Source organism: Aeromonas caviae, assembly GCF_000819785.1.
Classification (GTDB): Bacteria; Pseudomonadota; Gammaproteobacteria; order Enterobacterales; family Aeromonadaceae; genus Aeromonas; species Aeromonas caviae.
This window is the reverse complement of the sequence record NZ_CDBK01000034.1, coordinates 157,632-178,302: the sequence shown is the minus strand read 5'-3', so window position 1 is coordinate 178,302 and position 20,671 is coordinate 157,632. Positions and strand designations below refer to the sequence as shown.

At 63.2% G+C, this 20,671-nt stretch carries 27 protein-coding genes; 10 read left to right on the top strand and 17 right to left on the bottom strand.

The annotated features are described in order from the left end of the window. Positions 1-398: 398 nt before the first annotated feature. Both BN1120_RS04920 and BN1120_RS04915 read right to left on the bottom strand, forming a co-directional pair. The gene (locus tag BN1120_RS04920; RefSeq protein ID WP_042014970.1) at positions 399-773 is read right to left on the bottom strand and encodes a hypothetical protein; all 375 of its coding nucleotides are present in this window, start codon (positions 771-773) and stop codon (positions 399-401) included. Positions 774-921: 148 nt separating this feature from the next. Beyond that, positions 922-1,173 carry a hypothetical protein gene (locus BN1120_RS04915; protein ID WP_039039818.1) on the bottom strand — a complete coding sequence of 84 codons (252 nt, stop codon included), beginning with the start codon at positions 1,171-1,173 and terminating at the stop codon, positions 922-924. 245 nt (positions 1,174-1,418) lie between these two features. On the opposite strand from BN1120_RS04915, the gene BN1120_RS04910 reads away from it, so the two are divergent. Further along, entirely contained in the window at positions 1,419-1,742 is a 324-nt protein-coding gene (locus BN1120_RS04910) for a hypothetical protein (RefSeq protein WP_042014969.1), read from the top strand. Between the two features lie 85 nt (positions 1,743-1,827). Here BN1120_RS04910 and atcC read toward each other — a convergent pair whose 3' ends face one another. Genes atcC through atcJ form a run of 4 tightly spaced genes read right to left on the bottom strand, consistent with a single transcriptional unit; the run spans position 1,828 to position 4,372 of the window. Further along, on the bottom strand, positions 1,828-2,730 hold the full coding sequence (atcC, locus tag BN1120_RS04905; RefSeq protein WP_042014968.1) for a cold adaptation protein AtcC: 903 nt from the start codon (positions 2,728-2,730) through the stop codon (positions 1,828-1,830). Between the two features lie 11 nt (positions 2,731-2,741). Next, the gene (gene atcB / locus BN1120_RS04900) at positions 2,742-3,509 is read right to left on the bottom strand and encodes a cold adaptation protein AtcB (protein WP_026035107.1); all 768 of its coding nucleotides are present in this window, start codon (positions 3,507-3,509) and stop codon (positions 2,742-2,744) included. 12 nt (positions 3,510-3,521) lie between these two features. Beyond that, the gene (atcA, locus tag BN1120_RS04895; protein WP_042014967.1) at positions 3,522-4,064 is read right to left on the bottom strand and encodes a cold adaptation protein AtcA; all 543 of its coding nucleotides are present in this window, start codon (positions 4,062-4,064) and stop codon (positions 3,522-3,524) included. A gap of 23 nt (positions 4,065-4,087) precedes the next feature. Next, the gene (atcJ, locus tag BN1120_RS04890; RefSeq protein ID WP_024943298.1) at positions 4,088-4,372 is read right to left on the bottom strand and encodes a cold adaptation protein ActJcold adaptation protein ActJ; all 285 of its coding nucleotides are present in this window, start codon (positions 4,370-4,372) and stop codon (positions 4,088-4,090) included. A 267-nt stretch (positions 4,373-4,639) separates the two neighbouring features. On the opposite strand from atcJ, the gene BN1120_RS04885 reads away from it, so the two are divergent. Continuing rightward, entirely contained in the window at positions 4,640-5,050 is a 411-nt protein-coding gene (locus BN1120_RS04885; protein ID WP_042014966.1) for an EF-hand domain-containing protein, read from the top strand. A gap of 76 nt (positions 5,051-5,126) precedes the next feature. Here the strand turns inward: BN1120_RS04885 and BN1120_RS04880 are convergent, their stop codons facing one another. Genes BN1120_RS04880 through BN1120_RS04865 form a run of 4 tightly spaced genes read right to left on the bottom strand, consistent with a single transcriptional unit; the run spans position 5,127 to position 8,884 of the window. Then, positions 5,127-5,651, bottom strand: coding sequence for a protein disulfide oxidoreductase (locus BN1120_RS04880; RefSeq protein WP_042014965.1), 525 nt, complete (start codon positions 5,649-5,651; stop codon positions 5,127-5,129). Positions 5,652-5,654: 3 nt separating this feature from the next. After that, complete coding sequence (locus BN1120_RS04875) at positions 5,655-6,395, bottom strand: DsbA family protein (RefSeq protein WP_010672791.1); 741 nt, start codon at positions 6,393-6,395, stop codon at positions 5,655-5,657. 10 nt (positions 6,396-6,405) lie between these two features. Then, entirely contained in the window at positions 6,406-8,448 is a 2,043-nt protein-coding gene (locus BN1120_RS04870) for a protein-disulfide reductase DsbD family protein (protein WP_042014962.1), read from the bottom strand. A gap of 55 nt (positions 8,449-8,503) precedes the next feature. Next, positions 8,504-8,884, bottom strand: coding sequence for a hypothetical protein (locus BN1120_RS04865; protein WP_039039817.1), 381 nt, complete (start codon positions 8,882-8,884; stop codon positions 8,504-8,506). 163 nt (positions 8,885-9,047) lie between these two features. On the opposite strand from BN1120_RS04865, the gene BN1120_RS04860 reads away from it, so the two are divergent. The 4 genes from BN1120_RS04860 to pspG all read left to right on the top strand — a co-directional run bounded on the left by BN1120_RS04860 (position 9,048) and on the right by pspG (position 11,120). After that, complete coding sequence (locus BN1120_RS04860) at positions 9,048-9,776, top strand: 1-acylglycerol-3-phosphate O-acyltransferase (RefSeq protein ID WP_039039739.1); 729 nt, start codon at positions 9,048-9,050, stop codon at positions 9,774-9,776. 206 nt (positions 9,777-9,982) lie between these two features. Then, positions 9,983-10,645, top strand: a complete 663-nt coding sequence (pspA, locus tag BN1120_RS04855; protein ID WP_010672795.1) for a phage shock protein PspA — start codon at positions 9,983-9,985, stop codon at positions 10,643-10,645. A gap of 2 nt (positions 10,646-10,647) precedes the next feature. Then, positions 10,648-10,854, top strand: coding sequence for a PspC domain-containing protein (locus BN1120_RS04850; protein WP_010672796.1), 207 nt, complete (start codon positions 10,648-10,650; stop codon positions 10,852-10,854). Between the two features lie 47 nt (positions 10,855-10,901). Beyond that, positions 10,902-11,120, top strand: a complete 219-nt coding sequence (pspG, locus tag BN1120_RS04845; RefSeq protein ID WP_010672797.1) for an envelope stress response protein PspG — start codon at positions 10,902-10,904, stop codon at positions 11,118-11,120. A 50-nt stretch (positions 11,121-11,170) separates the two neighbouring features. Here the strand turns inward: pspG and BN1120_RS04840 are convergent, their stop codons facing one another. Further along, complete coding sequence (locus tag BN1120_RS04840; protein WP_042014960.1) at positions 11,171-11,506, bottom strand: GIY-YIG nuclease family protein; 336 nt, start codon at positions 11,504-11,506, stop codon at positions 11,171-11,173. Beyond that, entirely contained in the window at positions 11,503-12,396 is an 894-nt protein-coding gene (gene rarD / locus BN1120_RS04835) for an EamA family transporter RarD (RefSeq protein WP_042014958.1), read from the bottom strand. The genes BN1120_RS04840 and rarD overlap by 4 nt, the downstream gene beginning before the upstream one ends. A gap of 102 nt (positions 12,397-12,498) precedes the next feature. On the opposite strand from rarD, the gene BN1120_RS04830 reads away from it, so the two are divergent. Then, positions 12,499-13,089, top strand: coding sequence for a uracil-DNA glycosylase family protein (locus BN1120_RS04830; RefSeq protein WP_010672800.1), 591 nt, complete (start codon positions 12,499-12,501; stop codon positions 13,087-13,089). On the opposite strand, the gene BN1120_RS04825 is transcribed toward BN1120_RS04830, so the two are convergent. Beyond that, on the bottom strand, positions 13,086-13,943 hold the full coding sequence (locus BN1120_RS04825) for a DMT family transporter (RefSeq protein WP_010672801.1): 858 nt from the start codon (positions 13,941-13,943) through the stop codon (positions 13,086-13,088). The two genes, BN1120_RS04830 and BN1120_RS04825, sit on opposite strands and share 4 nt — an antisense overlap. A gap of 91 nt (positions 13,944-14,034) precedes the next feature. On the opposite strand from BN1120_RS04825, the gene BN1120_RS04820 reads away from it, so the two are divergent. Continuing rightward, positions 14,035-14,952, top strand: a complete 918-nt coding sequence (locus BN1120_RS04820) for a LysR substrate-binding domain-containing protein (protein WP_042014956.1) — start codon at positions 14,035-14,037, stop codon at positions 14,950-14,952. Between the two features lie 104 nt (positions 14,953-15,056). Here the strand turns inward: BN1120_RS04820 and znuB are convergent, their stop codons facing one another. Both znuB and znuC read right to left on the bottom strand, forming a co-directional pair. Further along, on the bottom strand, positions 15,057-15,836 hold the full coding sequence (znuB, locus tag BN1120_RS04815) for a zinc ABC transporter permease subunit ZnuB (RefSeq protein ID WP_010672803.1): 780 nt from the start codon (positions 15,834-15,836) through the stop codon (positions 15,057-15,059). Between the two features lie 9 nt (positions 15,837-15,845). Continuing rightward, the gene (gene znuC / locus BN1120_RS04810; RefSeq protein WP_010672804.1) at positions 15,846-16,610 is read right to left on the bottom strand and encodes a zinc ABC transporter ATP-binding protein ZnuC; all 765 of its coding nucleotides are present in this window, start codon (positions 16,608-16,610) and stop codon (positions 15,846-15,848) included. A 94-nt stretch (positions 16,611-16,704) separates the two neighbouring features. On the opposite strand from znuC, the gene znuA reads away from it, so the two are divergent. Further along, a complete protein-coding gene (znuA, locus tag BN1120_RS04805) occupies positions 16,705-17,643 on the top strand; it encodes a zinc ABC transporter substrate-binding protein ZnuA (RefSeq protein ID WP_010672805.1) in 939 nt (312 codons plus the stop codon). 76 nt (positions 17,644-17,719) lie between these two features. Further along, entirely contained in the window at positions 17,720-18,394 is a 675-nt protein-coding gene (locus tag BN1120_RS04800) for a transglutaminase-like cysteine peptidase (protein ID WP_041212317.1), read from the top strand. Here the strand turns inward: BN1120_RS04800 and BN1120_RS04795 are convergent. Together BN1120_RS04795 and BN1120_RS04790 are read right to left on the bottom strand one after the other, a co-directional pair. Then, positions 18,389-19,330 (bottom strand): TAXI family TRAP transporter solute-binding subunit, encoded by a 942-nt coding sequence (locus BN1120_RS04795; RefSeq protein ID WP_042014953.1) that lies wholly within the window; start codon positions 19,328-19,330, stop codon positions 18,389-18,391. The genes BN1120_RS04800 and BN1120_RS04795 overlap by 6 nt on opposite strands. Then, positions 19,327-20,628 (bottom strand): LapD/MoxY N-terminal periplasmic domain-containing protein, encoded by a 1,302-nt coding sequence (locus tag BN1120_RS04790; protein ID WP_042014952.1) that lies wholly within the window; start codon positions 20,626-20,628, stop codon positions 19,327-19,329. Before BN1120_RS04790 ends, BN1120_RS04795 begins: the two co-directional genes overlap by 4 nt. Between the last annotated feature and the right edge of the window lie 43 nt (positions 20,629-20,671).

The window sequence follows — 20,671 nt, the reverse complement described above, 5'->3', positions numbered from 1 at the left end:
GAAAACCAGGGGCGATTCAGTAGGTCTGATTAGCGAAGCGTAATCAGACGTTCGTGAAAACCGGTTGCCGCTGTTCTGTTGGCCACCCCTCTTCTCTCTCTTTTGCCTATAGCTACGGAACAAATGGCGTGGACGATTACGCTTCGCTAATCGACCCTACTTGCCCTGCTTGATTCAACGCTCTGCTGCTTGTCGATGGCTTCACTTGGGATGGTATGTTCCCCCTCATCCCCGACCCTTCTCCCGCAAGGGGAGAAGGGAGCCCAGATCGCAGCAATTTTGGAATGTGTGACAGCTACACCGGTTGGCTGGCGGGATACGATCCCCTCTCCTCTTGGGAGAGGGTGAGGGGAGGCGCCGCTGGGTACAACAAGCCAGGGGAATGGCAACGCCGCCAATCAGTTGTCGAAGTTCCACTCGATGGGCAGCTCAAGATCGAAAACAAGCTGATCCCCGTCGAGGGTGAAGGCCACGCTGGTCTGGTGCTGGTCGTATTCGTCGATAAGGCGGCAGCTCTCGGAAAAGTTGGATTCGTAGCCAAGGCGGGCAGTGCCGCCGGTGCGAGCCTCGTCGAGTTCCACCCCCAGCACCCGCAGGGGCTCCTTCTGGCTGAGCTTGACCCGGCTGTCGCCCACATCCACCAGCCGCTCCAGCAGGGGGAAGAAGTCCTGCTTGTTGGCCTCGATGGCCCGGGAGATGGCTTGCTCCAGCTCGGTGGCGCTGGCAAGGGCGGGATCCAGCGTGTAGCGGGTCTGGATGCTTTCCTGAGTCATATAGTGCTCCTTGGGGCAATGAAACTGCGTCGGCCATCAGCACGATAGGCGGTGAATAAGGCGAACCTAGCCATTAAATAAGGTGGTGATTCATTCTGGTGGATAAAACCATCATAAAAAGCCGATGAAGGCAGCATATTGCTTCTCATCAGGCGGGAATGCGGCCATTGCGCACCAGGGCCCGGCGGATATTTTTGCACATCTTGCCGAAGCGGTTGAGCTCGTCGAAGCTGGGCGGGATGCCGCGATCGATCTGATATTGCCAGTAGCAGAGGTCCGTATCCACCAGCTCCATCAGCTTCTTGGGGCAGCCGATGCAGGTGTTGTCCGGCCCGCATTTGAAGGTATCCGGTTGATAGAGCGGAAATTCCGCCTTCACGGCGTCGATGATCTGCTGCATGGCGGTCATGCGGTCCGGCTTTCTGCTCACGGCTCGTTCCCCGGCGGCTTGTATGGGGGAGTCATTATATCCCTGACAAAATGTGGGCCAATGACGCTTAGGAGGTAGTCCGCCTTGCTTGCAAGCCAACGCACCCCGGATCCTGCGCCAGCTTCCCTCTGGTGGCCTCTTCTGTCTGGCGCCGTTTCGGGTCATGATGAAAGCCCCGAACGAACCACTTTTTGACTGACCCCTCTGGAGGTGTGATGAGACCCTGTGCCCTGCTGTTGCTTTTTCCCCTGGTGTGCCAGGCCGAGGCCAGTCCGAGTGAACCCGTGCAGGAAGGTACCCTGGCCAATCAGCAGCTGATCCGGGATGCCATGGTGGGGGTCGCATCCTGGGTGGCCACCAAGGGGTGTGACGCGCCGGAGCGCTTCGTGCCAGTGGTGCTCCAACTTCCCGAGGGGGAGCCGGGCAGTCGCTATTGGCAGGAGCGCTGGACGGTGACGGGCTGTGGCAACGACTATCCCGTGGTGATCGATTTTCGGGAGACCGGGATGCAGAGCGCCATGTGGACCATTGCCCGATAGGGTCGGCGCCGCCATCTGCGAGCTGCAAAAATGACAACGCCCGGCAAGCCGGGCGTTGGAACAGCGTGAAGGGGAAAGCCCGTCATCAGAAGTCGTGGTAGAGGGGCCAGCCGAGCAGGGGGTGGCGGATCCCGGCGCGCATCTCCATGTTGTCGAGCTTCTCCGGCGAGGCGTCCTCTTTTTGCAACTGCTGGTACTGACGCACAAACCCCAGGGTATGCAGCAGGTTGGGCACAAAGCCCGGGCTCAGCTCCTGACGCAGGGCGGCGGCCATGTCGGCGGGCAGCGCATTCAGCATCAGGGTGAGCTGGGCGGCGAGGTAGTCGGTGTCGTACCAGCCCTCGTCGAGCTCAATCTCCCGCGCCAGCTTGCGCTTGAGATCCTGTTTCACCTTGAGGGGGGCGGCACCGCTGCCCTTGCCGCAGAGGATGCGGTAGAGCAGCGCTTCGGCCAGCTTGTCCTCCATGGTGGGGTGGTCGCTCTCGCAGGCGAAGAAGTGCTGGTCGATGAGCGCCATCAGGCGGCTCTTGTTGTGCTCGGTCAGCGCCTTCTCGTACTCCTGCCACCCTTGCCACTCCTCCACATCGGGCGGGCTGGAGATCTTGTCCAAGAGCCGCGCATCCACGTCACCGTAGAGGCTGTTGCCAGCCTGCTTGGGGCTGACGGTGATGAGCATGGACCAGCCCTTCTGGAACGGCTTGATGGGGCCTTCCGGCGCCTGCAACAGGGCCAGGGCCTTGGCCGGATCCCGTTGGGAGAGCTCCTGCAGACCGAGGCTCACCACGCCGATGACGTCGTGGGCGGCCTGCTCCAGCAGGTGCATCTTGTACTTGTTGTAGTACTTGTCGGCGAATTTGAGGCTCATCAGCACCGCCTTGCCCTTGATGGCGGCGAGCTGCTGCTGACTCAAGAGTTCGTTGTCGCGGCCAAAGCGCAGCACCTGGGTCAGAAAGGGGCCCTGGTTGGCATCGCGAATGACTAACTGCATGAATGGGCTCCTTAATCCAGAAAGCTGAACATGTCGTCGACGTCGCCGTACTCGTCTTCCTCGACCTTGTTCTTCTCTTTGGCCTGCATCACCAGCTCTGCGGCAAACTTGTTGATGATGCCGTCCCAGGTGGAGTGCTCGTTGCGCAGCAGCGACTTGATGGATTTTTCCACCTCGGGGGCCAGCTCGCGAATGAGCATCAAGAGGCTGCGCGGGTCGTCCAGCGCATAGTCGTGGCTGTCTTCGGCCTGCTGGCGCTCGCTGTAGCGCAGGGACTCTTCGAGATCTTCCTCTTCGGCGTGCAGCACGTCGCGATAGCCTTCGTCCTCTTCATAGCGATCGCCGCGATAGAACTCGATAAAGGGGATGGCGAGGTAGAAGAGACCGGCCGGATCTTCGGCCACGCACTCGAGGATCTCCCGCTGCTTGGCTTCGCTATCCTGGGTGCGGATCAGGTAGTTGAGGAAGTCGAAGGTGTGCTGTTGCAGCTCGTCGGCGTTGTTCTTGATCGCCTCTTCCCAGTAGAGGGGCTGCTGGCAGACGATGTCGCGGATCCGCTCCGGGGTCATCAGCTCGGAGATGATGGAGGGGAAGGAGATGTCGTGCTGGCCGTTGATCTGGGTCAGGGTAACGATATCAATGTTTTCAATCACTTCTGCCAGCTGGTCGTCAGACATGGTCTTGGCGATCAGCTCGAACTTCTCGCTGGCCTGCTTCGGCTCGATGACGGCCAGCTCTTTGATCTCGATGGCGGTAATTTCTATCAGACTGTTGCTCATGCCTTGCCCCAATTAGAAACGGACTTCGTCGTACATATCCTGATCGCCCTGGTCGTCGCCATAGCGGTCGCTGCCGCCGTGGTAGTCGGCGTCGGCATTTTCCCCGTCTTCCTCTTCTTCGTCGTGCAGCTCATAGTCGTCATCGCCGCGGTGGCTGCCGCGGGGCAGCGGGTTGTCGAGCAGGAACAGCACGGCGCAGGCTTCCATCAGCTGATCTTCGCTCTGGGCCCGCACCGCTTTGACCAGCGGCAGGGCGGCGTTGTTGAAGCCGACGCTCACCTTGAACTCGTCCCAGGAGGGCTGCTCGCCGCTGGCGAGCCACTTGTTCCACTGCCCCTTGGCTTTGGGCGGGAACTGCACCCGGCCATAGAGGGCGAGCGGCAGGTATTCGGGCATGAACTCCAGCATGCTCATGTCGGCCAGCAGCAGGGCCTTCATCTGGTCGGTGAACTGCTCGAGCCCCTTGGGGTCATCCTGATCCCGGTAGGATTCGATGTTCTCGCTGGCATCGCTTTGCAGGGCCTTGAGCCGTGCCTGGTCCCATTTTTTTTGCATAGTCGCTCTTCTTGCCTGGTGGCTCAGGGGTAGAACTGGTCCCACATCTCCTGCATGGCAGCAGCGGGATCGGTCACGATGACGTTGTTGAAATCCTTGATAAAGGCGGCCCGCTGTTTCGGATCGGACAGCACTTCATAAGCCTGCTTTACCTGGTGCAGCCGGGCGGCTGCCTGCTCTTTCTCTTCTTCGCTCGCCCCGTGCAGCTTGTCGGGGTGGTACTGGTTCGACAGCCGTCGATAGGCTTTCTTGATGTCGTTTTCACTGGCGTTGGACTTGACGCCCAGCACCCGGAAGTAGTTGTTCATGACGGATCCTGCCTCACTGGCATGGTGGAATTCATCCTGTGTCGGCCTGGTGGCGGAACGTCGGCAAACCAGGCTCGGCAAAAACCGGAGATTTTAACGGAAAGCCGGCGCCTCTGCCATGAAAGTGCGGTCTTTCTGTACGAAAAGAGCGGGCGGTGCGAGATGGCGGCGGGGCTACACTGGCAGAGGGGGGCGGCAGGCCCCGGCGTTGCCCGGCCCCCTCTTGTCCGAACCATCCGGATTCTGCCGTCACAAGGAGTCATCGCCATGGTCAAGTCCGCGTTTTTCGTGCTCGCGCTGGCAGGCAGTGCCGCCTCTGCAAGCGACATATTGCCCGCCTCGCCGCTGATGGGGGATGTCACCAGGGCCCAGTTCATGGAGCGCGCCGCCCAGCGCTTCGCCCTGCAGGACAAAAACGGTGACGGCGTGCTGTCGGTTGCCGAGAAAGAGGCCAACCTGGCAAAGCTGGCTGGCGTAATGCAACAGGCTGGCAAGCCGGTCCCGGAGCGGATGAGCCAGCTCAAGCCGTCGCGGGAGACCACCAGGGCCCAGTTCATGGCGCGGCAGGAGGCGCTCTTCACTCGCCTGGACAAGAACGGTGACGGAGTGATCGGGGAGTCTGAGCGTCTCGACATCAAGGCCAATTTGGAGAAGCGGGCGATGGAGGCCGCCCAATAGGACGGGTTGTCAGCCCTCTGATGAAAAAGAGCCCGGTAGCGATACCGGGCTCTTTGCATCTCTGGCATGAAGGGGGCTACCAGCTTGCCCAGAGCAGCCGCAACCTGAGCCCCCAGGCGCTGCTCCAGCCGGTGGTGCTGCTCACCAGAGCCCCATCCTTGATGACGAGGAAGGTTGGCGTCACCCCCACCTGCCAGCGGGCGGCCAGATCCCCGGACTCGTCGTTGTGGGTGGGGAAGGTCAGCCCCTTCTTCGCCATCCCGGCGCGCAACGGCTCATCGCTGCCGGAGCGCAGGGCCACCGTCAGCACATTTTCACCCTCCTGCCAGAGCTGCTCCACCGTGGGAGTGGTGAAGCGGCACACCCCGCACCAGCTGGCCCAGTAGTAGACCAGCAGGGGCTTGCCGCGGCTCTGCTCGGCCAGCGTGGTGGTGGTGCCGTCCTGCAGGGTGAAGGGGGCCTCCATGGCACCCGCCGGCAGGGTGGGGCTGCGCCACAGATCCACCAGGGTGGTGATGACGAGCGCCATCAGCAGCAGCCAGAGCGCCTCCTTGCCCCAGCGGCGCCAGCGGGGGGCCTTTATGCCTGCATCCTCGGCCATGGCTTAGCTCCGCTTGGCCAGCTCGGCTTTGACCAGCTGCTCCAGCTCGTCATAGGGAATGGCACCCGGCACCAGCTGGTTGCCGATAAGGGTCGCCGGGGTGCCTTGCACGCCGAGCAGGGTGCCGATGCGCAGGCTGTTGCGCAGCTCTTCGGTGGCCTTGCCTGCGGGCTTGAGGGTCAGGTTGTCGGTGGCGGCCAGCGCCTTGTTGATGTCCGTCTCGGTCAGCATCCCCTGCTTGCTCATGAGCTTGTCGTGCAGGGGGAGGAAGCGGGCAGGATCCTGTTGCCACAGGGTCAGGCTGTACTGGGCCGCCTTGGCGGAGGTCTGCCCCTTGAACGGCAGCAACTTGATCACCAGCCCCAGATCGTCCGGATAGGCCGCGAGCAGCTTGGCGACCGCCGGGTCGAACTGCTTGCAGTAGGGGCAGTTGTAGTCGGTGAACAGCACCAGGGTCAGCTTGGGATGCTTGGCACCGAGGCGCGGGCTGGTGGGGCTGTTGAACAGCACATCCTGGTTGCCCTTGATGAAGTCACCCATCTGGGCCTGCTGGGTCGCGGCGTTCTGTTTCTCCCAGGATTCGGCTGCCTCGTCGAGGATCCCGGGGTTGGCGATCAGGGTCTCGCGAATGAGCTCCTTGATGCGGGCCTCCTGCTCCGGGGTGAAGGGGGCGGCGTGCAGCGTGGGGGTGCCCAGGGTGGCGGCTACCAGGGCGGTGCAGAGGGTCAGGGTTCGCAATCTCATGGCATTCTCCTTAGAAATGGGTGGCATCGGCCTGAACGAGGCCGGCCTTGTGCAAGCTGTCGAGCAAGTCGGCCTTGTCCAGCAGGGGAGAGAGGATCTCCCCTTCCGGCAGGCCGGGCCCGTAGATCTGGTTGAAGGGAACGGCGGCGGCGCCACGCTGGCGCAGGAAGGCGGAGATGGCATCGCTCGGCCGGCTCCAGTCGCCGCGAAGGGCCACCACGTCCGGGGCCGACAGGGCGCGCTGCACCTCGTCACGCAGCAGCACGTTGTATTTGTTGGCCTTGCAGGTGACGCACCAGTCGGCGGTGACATCCACGAAGACCCGCTTGTTCTGGGCCAGGGCGTCGGCGATGGCCTGCTCGGAGAGCGGCTGCCAGGCGATGCGATCGACGCTGCCACCCCCTTTCACCGTGAGGGCGCCCCCCAGCAGCAGGGCGCCGCCGATGAGTGCCGAGAGGGAGAGGGCTAGGGTGAAACCGCGCAGGCCATAGCGCCAGAGGATGCCCATCAGCAGTGCCAGCACCATGGCGGCCATCAGCCAGCCGGTGGCCGTGCTGCCCAGATGGTTGCCAAGCAGGCTCGCCAGCCAGAGGCTGGAGCCCAGCATCATCAGCCCGAGCAGGATGCGCAGTTGCCCCATCCAGCGCCCCGGTTTGGGCAGCCAGAGGGCGAGGCGCGGCAGGGCCGCCACCAGCAGCCAGGGCAGGCTCATGCCAAGGCCGAGGGCCGTGAAGATGAGCCAGAGCTGGCCGAGGGGCGCCGCCAGTGCAAAGGCCACCGCGGTGCCGAGGAAGGGGGCGGAGCAGGGAGTGGCCAGCAGGGTGGCGAAGCTCCCCTGCAGGAAGTGACCGCCGAGCCCCTCGCCGCCGCGGGTGGCGAGGCGAGTGTTGAGGTTGCTGGGCAACCTTATCTCGAACAGCCCCAGCAGGTTGGCGCAAAACAGCAGAGTCACCGCCACCATGAAGCCGATGAAACCGGCGCTCTGGAACTGGATCCCCCAGCCTACGGCTCCTTGAGTAGCGCGCAGCAGGCTGCTCATGGCTGCCAGCACCCAGAAGGAGGTGATTATCCCGGCGCTGACGGCGAGGAACTGCTTGCGCACGCCTCCTTGTTCGCGCCCCTGCTGCTGCAACACGGTGCCGAGTTTCAGGGCCAGCACCGGCAGCACGCAGGGCATCAGGTTGAGGATGAGACCGCCGAGCAGCGCCGCCCCCAGCAGCCAGAGGAGTGGCTGCCCCGGGGCCGGCAGGGCGAGGGGATCGGCGATGGTGGCGCGGGTCTGCCAGGCCTGCTCGCCGCTGGTGAGCAGCAGGCCGAGGGATTGGCCGCGCAAGTCTGGGGCATCCCCCTGCCAGCCGTCGCTGACCGGCACCCGGGCAATCAGGGTGGTGCCGCTTACCTCGAGCGCGGGCTTGCCGAACTCGGCCCCCTCCAGCGCATCGATGAAGAGCGCAGGTTCCTGCCAGCCTTCTGCCCGCTCGGCCCGCAGTTGCAGCTGGTTGTGCTGGTAGCCGAGCTCGACCCGGGTGTCGGCGGGCAGCGTCTGTGGCAGGGTGCTCATGGCCCGGGCCCAGGCGAAGTCGAAACCGGCCGGCGCCTGCCCATCCGCCGCCAGGGTGAAGGGGTAGTCGGTCAGGATGCAGACGTTGCTGCAGGTGGAGAGGCGCAAGGTGCCCTTGAGCGGCTGCCCGGCCGGGTAGCTCAGGCTCAGGGGGAAGCGTACCTGCTCCTGATAGCCCTGGGTGTTGAGCCCGGCCACCTCGAAGGGGCGCGGCGTGGGCCAGTGCCACTGGAAGTCGCCGACCGGCTCATCCCACAGGATCTGGGGCGCAATGCCCCCTTCACCCGGGCTGTGCCAGTAGGTCTTCCAGCCTGACGCCAGCTGGACATCGAGCAGGATGCGGGTTTGATCCGGGACGTTGCGGTCGGCTTGCAGCCTGACCTTGGCGTGACTGTTCTGGGGGCGGGTGAGCCACCCCGTATCGCTGGCCAATCCGCTGGATTGCCACAGCAGGCTGCCCAGTAGCAGGGCCGCCTTGAAGAGATTCGACATGTGTTGGGTCTCGCAAAAAAATGAGTGACAGCAGGCTGAAAAAGCGCGGCTGAACTCATTCCCGCCAGACGCAGAGGGTGAGGTGCAGTCGCCGCTCCGGCGGCGAGACATTGATGGGGGGAGGCAGTGCCGGCGCGCGCCGTGACAGGGGCACCAGCAGGGCAATCACGAAGGCGATGGCGAAGAAGAGTTGCTCCACGCACAGCAGACTGGCGGCGCTCAGCCACTTGCCGTTGAGCTGGCAGCTATTGGGCTGCACACTGGCGGGCGTGCCCTTGTCAGCCTGGTCGTCTGCTGAGGCGAACTGGGGCAGGGTCTGGCAACTCACTGCGTGATCGAGCAGGGCGAGGCGGGCCAGCGGCTGGGCCGCGCAATTGAGCACCAGCAGGCAGACCAGCAGCAGGAGTCGTGTCGCCGCGCGTTGTTGCAAAATCATGCTCGCCCCGTTCATCAAGATGGCCACATCCTAGCGGGCAATGGCGGGTGGGGCAAGCCGGGGTGGCCGGTGGCGTCCGGGGCTGGTCGGTTCTGTCTGGCGAACGCTTGTTCGCTAAAAGGGGGACCAGTATACTGCGCCGAGTCAAATTCCGAGGTGTTCGATGCTCAAACTTGCCCGTGTGCTGCTGCTGGCACTGCTGCTCGTCTTCTGGTTCCTGTTCGGCCTGTTGCTTTGTCTGGTGCGCCCGCGCCACCCGAACAACGTCTATGTCTTCGCCCGCATGTATCATGCGGTCTGCCCGCTGATCGGCCTCAAGGTCCGGGTGACGGTGGCCGACGAGGTCAAATCGGTGGGACCTGCGGTCTACGTCTGCAATCACCAGAGCAACTACGACATCTTCACCGTGACCGGCGCCGTGCAGCCCGGCGTGGTGGCGGTGGGCAAGAAGAGCCTGCTGTGGCTCCCCTTCTTCGGCCTTATCTTCTGGCTCTCCGGCAACGTGCTGATCGACCGCTCCAACCGCTCCCGCGCCATCGGCACCATCGGCCAGGTGGTGGATCGCATCAAGCATCGCGGCACCTCCATCTGGATGTTCCCGGAGGGGACCCGCTCCCAGGGGCGTGGTCTGCTGCCGTTCAAGGCGGGGGCCTTCCACACTGCCGTCCAGGCCGAGGTGCCCGTGGTGCCCATCGTCTGCTCCAGCTACTTCGGTCAGGTCGATCTCAACCGCTGGGACAACGGCGAGGTGCTGCTGGAGGTGATGGCCCCGGTGTGCAGCAAGGAGCACGGCGCCGCCGGCATCCGCGAGCTCTCCGACACCTGCCGGGAGAAGATGGAAGCCAAGCTGGCGGAGCTGGATGGCAAGCTTGGCCATCGGCCGGCGGCCTGAGCCCGGTTGCAGAGAAGAGAGGGAGCCGCTGGCTCCCTTTTTTATTGGTGAAAATCACCATCTTGTTGGTTTTTTTCACCACGCTGTATCCGGTGAACATCCATCGTTAACTTTCATCTAATTGTAAATAAAGGAAAAAATATTCTGGCACGGCTCTTGTAATGTCATGGGAAGAGAGTGACACCCCATCAACAAGGAGCCAGACCATGAGCGTATTCAGCCGCCTGACCGACGTGATCAATGCCAACCTGCACAGCCTGCTCGACAAGAGCGAAGAGCCGGAGAAGATGCTGCGGCTGATGATCGAGGAGATGGAGCAGGTCCAGGTCGAGATGAGAACCCAGGCCGCCCGCGTCATCGCCGAACAGAAACAGCTGGAGCGCCATCAGCAGGCGCTGCGCAACCAGATCCAGGAGTGGGCAGCCAAGGCCGAACTCGCCATCCAGAAGGGCCGCGAAGATCTGGCCCGTGCCGCCCTCACCGAGAAGCTGGCGGAGATGAAGCAGTGCGAGCGGCTGGAAGAGGACAAGGCGCGGGTGGCCGAAGTGCTGGCCCAGCTCACCGCCGACAGCGAGCGACTGGCGGCCAAGCTGACCGAGGCGCGGGAGAAGCAGAAGATGCTGACCCTGCGCGAGCAGACCGCCCACAGCCGCATCCGCGCCCGTGCCCAGGTGGACAACCAGCGCATGCACGAGCTGGTGGCCCGTTTCGACGGCTTCCAGAACCGGGTCGATCAGCTGGAGGCCCAGCTGGAGGCGGCGACCCTGGGGCAGAATCCGTCCCTCGAGGCCCAGTTCCGCGAGCTGGAGCTGAACGACGAGATTGAGCGGGAACTGGCCCGGCTCAAGGGTCAGAAGGTGGAGGCATAACCATGACACCCTGGCCCAAGGATCTCGCCCATCGCAAGCTGACCGGGGTCTGCGCCGGTCTTGCCAGAGGGCTGGGGGTGTCCAGAGTGACGGTGCGGGTGGTGGCCCTGCTCGCCCTGATCCTGATGCCGCCGCTGGCCCTGGCGCTCTATCTGGTGGGGGTGCTCGTCATGCCTCCCCGCCGTGAACTTCAACGCTGGCTGGGGTGATCTCCGGATCGCCCCGTCGGCAAGTGCAAGCCCGTGAGGAGCACAACATGCTGGAATTTATCGTTTTGATCCTGGTGCTGATCGGCATGGCGCTGACCGGATTCACCGTGCTGGCCATGCTGCTGGTGAGCGGGGTCTTCGTGCTATTTGGCGCCCTGGCCGGCATGTTTGCCCTCATCATCAAGCTGGCGCCCTGGTTGCTGGTGGTGCTGGTGGTGTGCTGGCTACTCAGCAACAGGCGCAAGCAGTCGAACACCTACCGTTAAGCCTCCCTGATTTCGCATCCTTCCTTGGCCACTGCTTGCAGTGGCCCTTTTTATGGGGGCGACACTGTGTCGGTGTGCGGGGTGGCAAGCCAGGAAAGGCTCCAGCCGTGCCACAACGCCGGATCGTGTACCAGGCGCTCCTTGAACGCCTTGCTCTGCTGCTTGAGGCGGTACTCGAGGCGCAGCGCCTCGCGTTTGCCGGGGACCTCCTGCTGCCATACCAGGGAGAGGGGGCCCTTGCCGCGCAGGGCTCTGGCCCCCTTGCCGCTCTGGTGCTGACGCAGTCGCCGCTCGGGATCCGTGCTGATCCCCGCATAGAGTGCCCCGGCGCCGGTGCGCACCAGATAGACAAACCAGCGGGAGGGAGTGGTGGTGACGAGGGTCACGAGGTGCGCCACCTGACCCGCTGGCGCCCAAGCCGGTGCAGGGGCAGCAGGCTCACCAGCAGGCCGGCCCAGACGAAGGCAAAGCCCACGGATTTCACCGGATCCGGGATCTCGCCAAACCAGAAGAGGGCGAGCAGGAAGGCGAGGCTCGGCTCTATGTATTGCAGCAGCCCCACCGTGCTCATGGGCGTGCGCGCCACCGCATAGCAGAACAGCCCCACCGGCAGCAGGGTGGCGGGGGCACTGCCCATCAGCAGCAGTCGCTCGGTCCAGTCACCGGCCATAAACTGGCTGGTGCCCTGCAAGGTCAGCCAGCCGATGATCAGCAGGGCGACGGGCAACTGCACCAGGGACTCCAGATAGAGGCTGGTACCGGCGTCCAGTCTCACCTTCTTCTTGATGAGGCCGTAGAGGGCGAAGTTGGCACCCATCACGAGGGAGAACCAGGGCAGCTCGCCGTAGGAGAAGAGCATGTAGGCGAGCCCCGCCAGGGCGAGCGCCACCGCCAGGTGTTTTTGCGGGGTGAGCTTCTCTTTGAGGAAGAGCACCGCAAAGGCGATGTTGAACAGCGGGGTCATGAAGAAGGCGAGGCTGGTGGCCAGCACCTGGCCCGTGGTCAGGCACCAGGTGAACATGCACCAGCTGATGGACATCACGGGGCCCGCCAGCAGCACGAGGCCGAGCTGCCGGGGATCGCCGCGCAGGGCCCCCCAGGGTACCCGATGGCCGAGGAGCAGAAGCAGGCCTCCCAGCAGCACCACGGACCAGAGCACCCGGTGGGAGAGCAGTTCCCACATGTTGATCTCGGGCATGAACTGGTAATAGAGGGGCAGCATGCCCCACAGCACGAATGAGAGGGCCGCGCTGCCGGTGCCCATCCAGTTCTTCATCTCTCTCCGTTTATTAAACTAAACAATGGCGGCTGCATGATAAGTATCCGCCGCCCCTTTCACAAGCGGGAGCGGGGAGAAAACTCTGGTACTATCGGGCCCATGAACCGACTCGATCCCCTGTTTGAACAGATCCGGGCCTGCCGCCTGTGCGAGGCCCACCTGCCGCTCGGCCCAAGGCCGGTGATCCGCGGCAATGAGCGCGCCCGTCTGCTCATCATCGGCCAGGCCCCCGGCACCCGGGTACACGCCAGCGGCATCCCCTGGGACGATCCCTCCGGCGATCGGCTGCGCTTGTGGCTCGGGGTGGACAAGGCCACCTTTTACGATGAATCCCGCATCGCCATCATGCCCATGGGGCTCTGTTACCCCGGCAGGGGCAAGTCGGGGGATCTGCCGCCGCGCCCGGAATGTGCCCCCACCTGGCACGACAAGGTACTGATGCTGCTGCCCAACATCGAGCTGACCCTGCTCATCGGCCAGTATGCGCAGGCTTACTACCTGAGGGCGGCGGCGAAAGGATCGCTCACCGAGACGGTGCGACACTGGGCGGACTATGGCCCGGCCTGGTTGCCGCTGCCGCACCCGTCCCCGCGCAACACCCTCTGGCTCAGGAAGAACCCCTGGTTCGAGCAGGCGGTGATCCCCCATCTGCAGCAGCGGGTCGCTCCCCTGCTTGACCCGGCAGGCTAGAGCGCCGGCTCGGCCTGGGGCTTGGGCTTGCTGCGGGCCATGGCGACCAGCGGCAGTATGATGCACAGGCACCCCAGCAGCAGCGGCAGCCCTGGCTGTTCGTCAAACAGCCAGACCCCGATGGCGACCGCCATCAGCAGCCCGGTGTACTCCGCCGAGGCGATCTTGCTCGCCTCCGCCTTGCGATAGGCCATCACGCACAGCCCCGCGTAGACCATGATGAGCGCCGAGGAGCCGAAGGCGGGCCACCACATCTGCCATTGCCACTCGCCCCCTTCCCACCAGGCCAGCGCCAGGATGAAGGGCATGCTCAGCACATTGGTGAAAAACAGGGTCTGGGCGATGGGCTGCTGGAGCGGGATACGCTTGATCAGCAGGTTGTTGACCGCCAGGGAGAGCGCCACCCCGAGCGCCGCCAGGGCGGCCCAGTTTACTTCGGTCGGGCGCAGCACGATGAGCACCCCGACGAAGCCGAGCAGCGCCGTCAGCACCTTCTGGCGCGAGAGTGCCTCCCCCGCCAGCCAGACCGCGAGCGGCACCATCAGCAGCGGGGCGGCATAGAAGAGGGCGTTGGCGGTGGCGAGCGGCAGCCGGGTGAGGGCGACCACCATCAGGCAGACGCCGACGGCCCAGATGTGGGCCCGCAGCAGGTGCCACTTGAGGGCTACCGGCGGGTTGCGCCGCCAGGACCAGAGCAGCCAGGGGGCGAGCAGCAGGGCCGCGGAGAGCTGGCGGAAAAAGACAAACTGGAAAATGGGCTGGTCCGGCTCCAGCACCTTGACCAGGGCATCGGAGAAGACCGCCACCATGTTGCCGAGCACCAGATAGAGGATGCCTATCCCGACTGCATTCATACCACCTCCAGATTCAGATGAGGGGAGGGTAGCCCGCGGCCTGTTATCCAGTAAAATGATAAAAAATCATCACGCATGAGAAATTTGGATAATGAAGCTGCCCCCCCTGCGCGCCGTTCAATATTTCGAGGTGGTTGCCCGCCTGCTGAGTTTTTCCCGCGCCGCCCTGGAGCTCAATGTCAGCCAGAGTGCGGTCAGTCACCAGATCCGTCTGCTGGAGGATTTTCTGGGGGAGCGGCTGCTGCTGCGCCAGGGGCGGCTGCTCTCCCTGACGCCCCAGGGGGAGATCTATTTCGAGGGGATCGCCGCCGGGCTGGTCCAGATTGCCCAGAGCAGCGAGCAGTTGCGCGGTGGCGGCGAGATGCGGGTGCGGCTCGCGGTCTACAGCTCCTTTGCGGTGAAGTGGCTGATACCGCGCCTGGCCGGGCTGCGCCAGCTCTATCCCGAGCTGGATCTCAGCCTGGAGATGGTGGCGGAAGATCCCGAGCTCTCCGACAGGGTGGCGGACGGTTTCATCACCGTCTCCCCCGAAGGGCCGGGTTACATGCACGATCTGCTCTATCGGGAGCGGCTGATGCCGGTGTGCAGTCGGCGGATGTGGCAGCAGGTGGAAGGGGAGTGGCCCGCCACCCTGTGGCAGTTGCCGCTGCTCTCCATCCAGGCTATCTACCGCGAGAAGGGGGAAGATTGGCGGCGCTGGGCCGAAATGGGGGGACTGACCATTCCCCCCGAGGCGAGGGTGCACCATTTCAGCCATATCCTGCTCGCGCTGGAGGCGGCGAACTGGGACCAGGGAATGGCGCTCATCAATGACTACATGTTGCAGCCGGAGGATCCGCGTCTGGTGCGGCTGCCCCTGCACGCCCTCGAGACCGGCGACAACTTCTATTTCGTCTTCAAACGCTCGCGCGCCCATGAACCCGCCATCAGCCGGTTGCGTCAGTGGCTGTGGCAGGAGTCGCAGGCGAGCCTGAGACCCGGGGAAAACGAGCCTCTCAGGCGCGTCTGAACGGGCTGGGCGCCCTATGCAGAATGGACGGCACAGCCCACGACGAAGGTGTCTGATTCGGGAGGCCTGATGGCACTGGCGAGACCAGGGCCATCAGGAGCGGGTCAGGTGCGCTTGAACTGGCTCAGTACAAAGAGGGTGGTGGCGCAGACTACGACCGAGGGACCGGCCGGGGTGTCCTGATACCAGGAGAGGGCAAGGCCCCCCAGCACGGCGAGACAGCCTGTCAGGGCGGCAAAGCCGGCCATCTGCTCCGGGGTCTGGCTGAAGCGACGGGCGGTGGCGGCGGGAATGATCAGCAAGGAGGTGATGATGAGCGCCCCGACGAACTTCATGGCCACGGCGATGACCAGGCCTATCAGCAGCATCAGCACGCAGCGCAGCACATCCACCCGCACCCCTTCCACCCGGGCCAGCTCTTCCGAGATGGTCATGGAGAGCAGGGGGTCCCAGAGCCGCCACAGGGTGAGCAGCACCAGGGCGCCGCCGCCGTAGATCCAGAGCAGGTCCATGGGCTGCACCGAGAGCAGGTCGCCAAACAGGTAGGCCATCAGATCCACCCGCACGTTGTCCATGAAGCTCAGGGTGACCAGACCCAGCGACAGAGCGCTGTGGGCCAGAATGCCGAGCAGGGTGTCGGTGGCGACCTGCTGGTTGCGGCTCATGATGACCAGCAGCATTGCCATGGCGAGGCAGCAGACCACGACCGCCAGGGTGAGGTCCACCTGCAGCAGGATGCCGAGGGCAATGCCGAAGAGGCAGGCATGGGAGAGGGTGTCGCCAAAATAGGCCATCTTGCGCCACACCACGAAGCTGCCCAGGGGCCCGGCCAGCAGGGCGATGCCGAGTCCGGCCGCGAGGGCGTATAACAGAAAGCTGTCCACGTGAAGATCCTAGTTGTTGCGAGAGGGCAGGCGGATGACGGGGGCCTGCGGTTCATGATGATGGTGTTCGCCATCGCAGTGGTGATGGTGGGTATAGACCGCCAGCACCTCCCGCTCCGGTCGCCCGAACAGGCGGGCAAATTCCGGGTGGCGGGCCACGCTCTGTGGCTCGCCGTGGCAGCAGACGTGGCGATTGAGGCAGATCACCTCGTGAGTGCTGGCCATCACCAGGTGCAGATCGTGGGAGACCATCAGCACGGCGCAGTGGAACTCGGCGGCCAGCTGGCTGATGAGGGCATAGAGCTCGATCTGGCCCGTGATATCTACCCCTTGCACCGGTTCGTCCAGCACCAGCAGCTCGGGTTTGACCAGCAGGGCGCGGGCCAGCAGTACCCGCTGCATCTCGCCACCGGAGAGCTTTTGCATCCGGTTATCCAGCAGATCCTGGGCGCCGACCCGATTGAGCGCCTCCTCGATGGAGAGGCGGCTGTTCTTGCCAAGCTGCAGGAAGCGGCGCACCGTCAGGGGGAGGGTGGGGTCCAGATAGAGGCGCTGGGGTACATAGCCGACCCGCAGATCGCGGCGGCGGACGATGTCCCCCGAATCTGGGCGGAGCAAGCCCAGCACCAGCTTGCTCAGAGTGCTCTTGCCCGCCCCGTTGGGGCCGACCAGGGTGGTGATTTTGCCTTTGTTCAGGGTAAAGGAGACCTTGTCGAGCACGAGTCGTCCGTCAAATGAGAGACAGACCTCTTTCAGCTCCACCAGTTGGGTCATGACAGCTCCGGGGTTTACAGCCTGTGAGAGTTATAATATAACAGCGATGTTGGTTTGTTATATTATCACACACATACTCCCTGACGAGACCTCTATGCGAATTCTTGCTCTGATCACTGCCCTGATGGCGGTGAGTCTGCCTGTCCGTGCCCTTGAGGTGCTGACCACCATCAAACCCCTGGGCTTCATCGCGGCGGCGATCACCGATGGCGTGAGCGAGCCCGGGGTGCTGCTGCCCACCGGCGCGTCGCCCCACGATTTTTCCCTGCGCCCTTCCGATATTCGCAGCATCAACGAGGCCGATCTGGTGGTGTGGGTCGGTCCGGAGCTGGAAGGCTTCATGGCCAAACCCCTTGCCCGGCATCCTCATGTATTGACCCTGACCCAGGTTCCCGGCATGTCGCTGTACAACTATGCGACCCAGGGGGAGCATGACGATCATCACCATGATGACAAGGATCATGACCATGCCGCCCACGACCACGGCTCGCACGACGAGGGCCATGAAGGGCACCACCACGAAGGGGTGGATCCCCACATCTGGCTGGGTCCAACCCAGGCCAAGGTGATTGCCAAGGCGATTGCAACCGAACTGGGCAAGCTGGACCCTGCCAACCAGGCGCGCTATGCCGCCAATCTCGCGGCCTTCGAGGGCAAGGTGAACGCCCTGGACAAGGTGATCGCCGTGCAGATGGAGGCGGTGGATCAGAAGGGCTACTTCGTGTTCCACGAAGCCTATGGATACTGGGAGCGTCACTACGGCATGAGCTCCAAGGGACACTTCACCGTGAGCCCGGAGCGTCGCCCGGGAGCCAAGACGCTGATTGATATCCGCAAGGCGCTGGAAGAGAAAAAGGCGAGCTGCATCTACGCCGAGCCGCAGTTCTCCCCGGCGGTGATCGAGTCGGTTGCCCGCAATACCGGGGCCAAGGTGCTGCTGCTGGACGAAGTCGGCGAGCAGGTGCCGCTCGGTCCGGACGGTTATCCGCAATTCATGCAGCAATTGGCGGACGCCTTCGCCCAGTGCCGCTAGGCCTTGCCCGACATTGACGATAGAGGCGGCGCGGCCAACTATACTGACCTCCAGCATCTGATATGGAGTGTCAGTCATGAAATGGTTGCTCGTCTCTGCCTGCACGCTGACCCTGCTGGGATCCGGCATACAGGCATCCGGTCTTTCCGAACACATCGCCAGCCCGGAACTCAGGGCAAAAATGCAGGCGGTCTATGGCGCCAGAGCGATCCAGCGGTCCGAGGCCTTCTCTCGTCTGCTGACGCCAAGGGCCGGAACGACGGACCAGCAGAAGCTGGAGCTGGTGAACAACTACTTCAACAACCTGACCTACAGCGAGGATCCCAGACTGTGGGGGGATGATGATTATTGGGCCAATCCGCTGGAGTTCATCGGGGCGAGAGGAGGGGATTGCGAGGACTACAGCATCGCCAAGTACTATACCCTGATGGAGCTGGGGGTCGACGAGAAGAAGCTGCGGCTGGCCTATGTGAAGGCAATTCGTTACAACCAGTTCCACATGGTGACGTTGTACTTCCCGACCATCAAGTCAGATCCCCTGGTGCTGGACAACATCAATGGCCGCATCCTGCCGGGGAGCAAGCGCAATGATCTGCAGCCGGTTTACAGTTTCGATGCCAAAAGCATCTGGATCATGAAATCCCGCCGCGAGGGAACCCTGGCGGGGAGTGCCGATCGCCTGGCCCAGTGGACCTCGATGCAGAGCCGGTTCTCCAGCGAGCATCTGCGCTCCCCCCGTCGCCAGCTATAACTTGCCCGCCGCCTTCAACTCCTCGAAATATTTTCCCGCGCCCGGATGCTGTTCGACACTCAGCACCGGGCCTATTTTGTTGCGCGCCTTGTGAAACAGGTTCGCATAGCCATAGGTCTGTTCGTTGAAACTGGTTTGCTGGCTCAGCATGGCCCGGGTCAGCCGATAGACCTCGTCATCGGGAGTGGCGGCATTGGTCACCAGGGTGGCGGCGATGGCGAAGGTGGGGGTTGCCTTGAGGTTGCCCGGGTAGATGCGTGCCGGCACCTGGCTGCGCTGGTAATACCTGACCCCTTTGAGCAGCTGGTCCCTTACGGGCCCCTCGATCGCCAGGAAGCGCACGGCGCAGCGCTTGGCGGTGTCCAGCACGATGCGGTTGGGATGACCCATGACAAGGCCATAGGCATCGATCTGTTTATTGCACAACGCTTCGGAGAGATTGGCGACGCTCTTCAAATCGAGATCCTGCTCCTTTGCGCCCAGAACATTGAACAGGGCCAATGCCGTTTGACGAGTCCCTGAACTCTTCAGGCCCATGTCGATGGGGGCCAGCTTGAGCTGCTCCAGGGTGGTGATATCCCCATCGGCTCGCACCACTATGGTGAAAGGTTCGGCGTGGGTGGCAAAGAGCGCCCTCAGCTCGGGTTGTGGCTGGGCAGCGAAAGGCCCGGTGCCCTGGCTGGCCTGATAGAGCCAGTCGGACTGGACGAGCGCATAGGGTACCTCTCCCGTTTTCAGCTGGCGGAGATTTTCGATGGACCCGGAGCTGGCCTGTAGTTTGCAGGGCATCGTGGGGTCACTTTTTTTGGCCAGTCTGCAGAACTCCTTGATGACCTGGTAATAGATGCCTTGCTCCCCCCCTGTGCCTATGGTCATGGTGGTCGCGTGCAGGGTCGGTTGCCACAGCAGGGCGAGCAGCAGCAGCGGGATCCTCATGATGCATTCTCCTGAGTGGCATAACCATCGATGCCCCAACTGCGCAGCATGTCCACATCGCTTACGTCGCCGGCTTCCGCCAGCAAGGTGTAGCCGGAAGCATGGAGGCATTGGGAGAGCAGGTTCCAATAAAGGGGGGACTGGGTGAGCTGGCAACTGATGAAGACGGGTCTGATGGGGTCGAGTCTGGCCAGATTGTCGTTGTTCATCGGGATATTGCTGAACGCCAGCTCAATCCCCTGGGACTGGAGTGCAGTCAGTCGCTCCTCGGCCAGGGGAGGGAAGATAGCCAGATCCCAGCGCCAGTCCAGCGTCTTGCCACGAGCGCTGGCCAGCACGTGGGCAAACTGCGCCCAGTCTGGATGGCCGAGCAGGCTGAGAGGTAGCTGGAGCCCTTCCGCCTTCTGGGTCAGCCAGTCGTTGAGCAGCGCCCGAATTTCATCCGGCGAGCTGTCCGTGGTGGGGGGGTGCTTGGGTAACAGGCGGCTGTAGAGCCTGATACTCCCCTGAGTGGAGAAGAAATGCTGCTGATAGGTATTGCCATCGGTGTCGACCAGCCCAACGAGCTTCTGGTGGGTCGGGAGAGCGTCGTGCTTGCCAAGCTGGGTGATCTTGAGCCGTTGTTGCAGCAGGTCCCGCTTGCGTTCAGAGACCAGCTGGTTGATGGAGACGACGACTTCCTGCAATTCGCGAAGCCACGGGGTTGGCAGGTTGCCGCTGAACTGGCGTTTGCGGATCCGGGTCAGTTGCAGACTGACTTGTTCGAGGGGGCGCAGCAGGCGGCGGCACACCCAGGTGATCACCAGGCTGAACACCAGCAGGCCGACGAGCAACGCGAGCCCGGTACGACTGATGGCGTTCCACAGATGCTGGTAGGCGTAACCCTTGTGCCCCTCGAGCGTGAGGGTACCGAGAATACGCCAGCCGTCGGTCAACTCCTGCTCAATTTTAACCGGCGGCATGTCGATAACAGAGGGGAGCCAGCCTGGAATATTTTGCTGTGCGGTGTGGAACACCTTCTGGAACAGCACCTGGCCATCCGGATCCAGCAGGACGACGGAGTTGACGAAACCTCCGTCGAACATGGCGTTCACTATGGTCTCGGCAAGGACCTTGTCATCGTTGAGCAAGGTACCCTGCAGCACCAGCCCCAGCGCGGTGATGGCGGTTTCAAGGTTGGCCGACATCTGGTCGAGAATAGACTGTCGTACCGTGGTGATCTCCAGCACGAGCAGCAGCGCGGCGCCGATGGTGAAGAGGATTAGGATGATTACATTTAACAATTTTGCCAATGACATACCCACTCCATGGAGATGTTTTTGCAACATTTTCTGGGCCGGA

Excerpts from the sequence above, each read along its gene's own strand:
- BN1120_RS04920 (WP_042014970.1), bottom strand. The coding sequence starts at position 773 with ATGACTCAGGAAAGCATCCAGACCCGCTACACGCTGGATCCCGCCCTT.
- BN1120_RS04915 (WP_039039818.1), bottom strand. The coding sequence starts at position 1,173 with ATGCAGCAGATCATCGACGCCGTGAAGGCGGAATTTCCGCTCTATCAA.
- BN1120_RS04910 (WP_042014969.1), top strand. The coding sequence starts at position 1,419 with ATGAGACCCTGTGCCCTGCTGTTGCTTTTTCCCCTGGTGTGCCAGGCC.
- atcC (WP_042014968.1), bottom strand. The coding sequence starts at position 2,730 with ATGCAGTTAGTCATTCGCGATGCCAACCAGGGCCCCTTTCTGACCCAG.
- atcB (WP_026035107.1), bottom strand. The coding sequence starts at position 3,509 with ATGAGCAACAGTCTGATAGAAATTACCGCCATCGAGATCAAAGAGCTG.
- atcA (WP_042014967.1), bottom strand. The coding sequence starts at position 4,064 with ATGCAAAAAAAATGGGACCAGGCACGGCTCAAGGCCCTGCAAAGCGAT.
- atcJ (WP_024943298.1), bottom strand. The coding sequence starts at position 4,372 with ATGAACAACTACTTCCGGGTGCTGGGCGTCAAGTCCAACGCCAGTGAA.
- BN1120_RS04885 (WP_042014966.1), top strand. The coding sequence starts at position 4,640 with ATGGTCAAGTCCGCGTTTTTCGTGCTCGCGCTGGCAGGCAGTGCCGCC.
- BN1120_RS04880 (WP_042014965.1), bottom strand. The coding sequence starts at position 5,651 with ATGGCCGAGGATGCAGGCATAAAGGCCCCCCGCTGGCGCCGCTGGGGC.
- BN1120_RS04875 (WP_010672791.1), bottom strand. The coding sequence starts at position 6,395 with ATGAGATTGCGAACCCTGACCCTCTGCACCGCCCTGGTAGCCGCCACC.
- BN1120_RS04870 (WP_042014962.1), bottom strand. The coding sequence starts at position 8,448 with ATGTCGAATCTCTTCAAGGCGGCCCTGCTACTGGGCAGCCTGCTGTGG.
- BN1120_RS04865 (WP_039039817.1), bottom strand. The coding sequence starts at position 8,884 with ATGATTTTGCAACAACGCGCGGCGACACGACTCCTGCTGCTGGTCTGC.
- BN1120_RS04860 (WP_039039739.1), top strand. The coding sequence starts at position 9,048 with ATGCTCAAACTTGCCCGTGTGCTGCTGCTGGCACTGCTGCTCGTCTTC.
- pspA (WP_010672795.1), top strand. The coding sequence starts at position 9,983 with ATGAGCGTATTCAGCCGCCTGACCGACGTGATCAATGCCAACCTGCAC.
- BN1120_RS04850 (WP_010672796.1), top strand. The coding sequence starts at position 10,648 with ATGACACCCTGGCCCAAGGATCTCGCCCATCGCAAGCTGACCGGGGTC.
- pspG (WP_010672797.1), top strand. The coding sequence starts at position 10,902 with ATGCTGGAATTTATCGTTTTGATCCTGGTGCTGATCGGCATGGCGCTG.
- rarD (WP_042014958.1), bottom strand. The coding sequence starts at position 12,396 with ATGAAGAACTGGATGGGCACCGGCAGCGCGGCCCTCTCATTCGTGCTG.
- BN1120_RS04830 (WP_010672800.1), top strand. The coding sequence starts at position 12,499 with ATGAACCGACTCGATCCCCTGTTTGAACAGATCCGGGCCTGCCGCCTG.
- BN1120_RS04825 (WP_010672801.1), bottom strand. The coding sequence starts at position 13,943 with ATGAATGCAGTCGGGATAGGCATCCTCTATCTGGTGCTCGGCAACATG.
- BN1120_RS04820 (WP_042014956.1), top strand. The coding sequence starts at position 14,035 with ATGAAGCTGCCCCCCCTGCGCGCCGTTCAATATTTCGAGGTGGTTGCC.
- znuC (WP_010672804.1), bottom strand. The coding sequence starts at position 16,610 with ATGACCCAACTGGTGGAGCTGAAAGAGGTCTGTCTCTCATTTGACGGA.
- znuA (WP_010672805.1), top strand. The coding sequence starts at position 16,705 with ATGCGAATTCTTGCTCTGATCACTGCCCTGATGGCGGTGAGTCTGCCT.
- BN1120_RS04800 (WP_041212317.1), top strand. The coding sequence starts at position 17,720 with ATGAAATGGTTGCTCGTCTCTGCCTGCACGCTGACCCTGCTGGGATCC.
- BN1120_RS04795 (WP_042014953.1), bottom strand. The coding sequence starts at position 19,330 with ATGAGGATCCCGCTGCTGCTGCTCGCCCTGCTGTGGCAACCGACCCTG.
- BN1120_RS04790 (WP_042014952.1), bottom strand. The coding sequence starts at position 20,628 with ATGTCATTGGCAAAATTGTTAAATGTAATCATCCTAATCCTCTTCACC.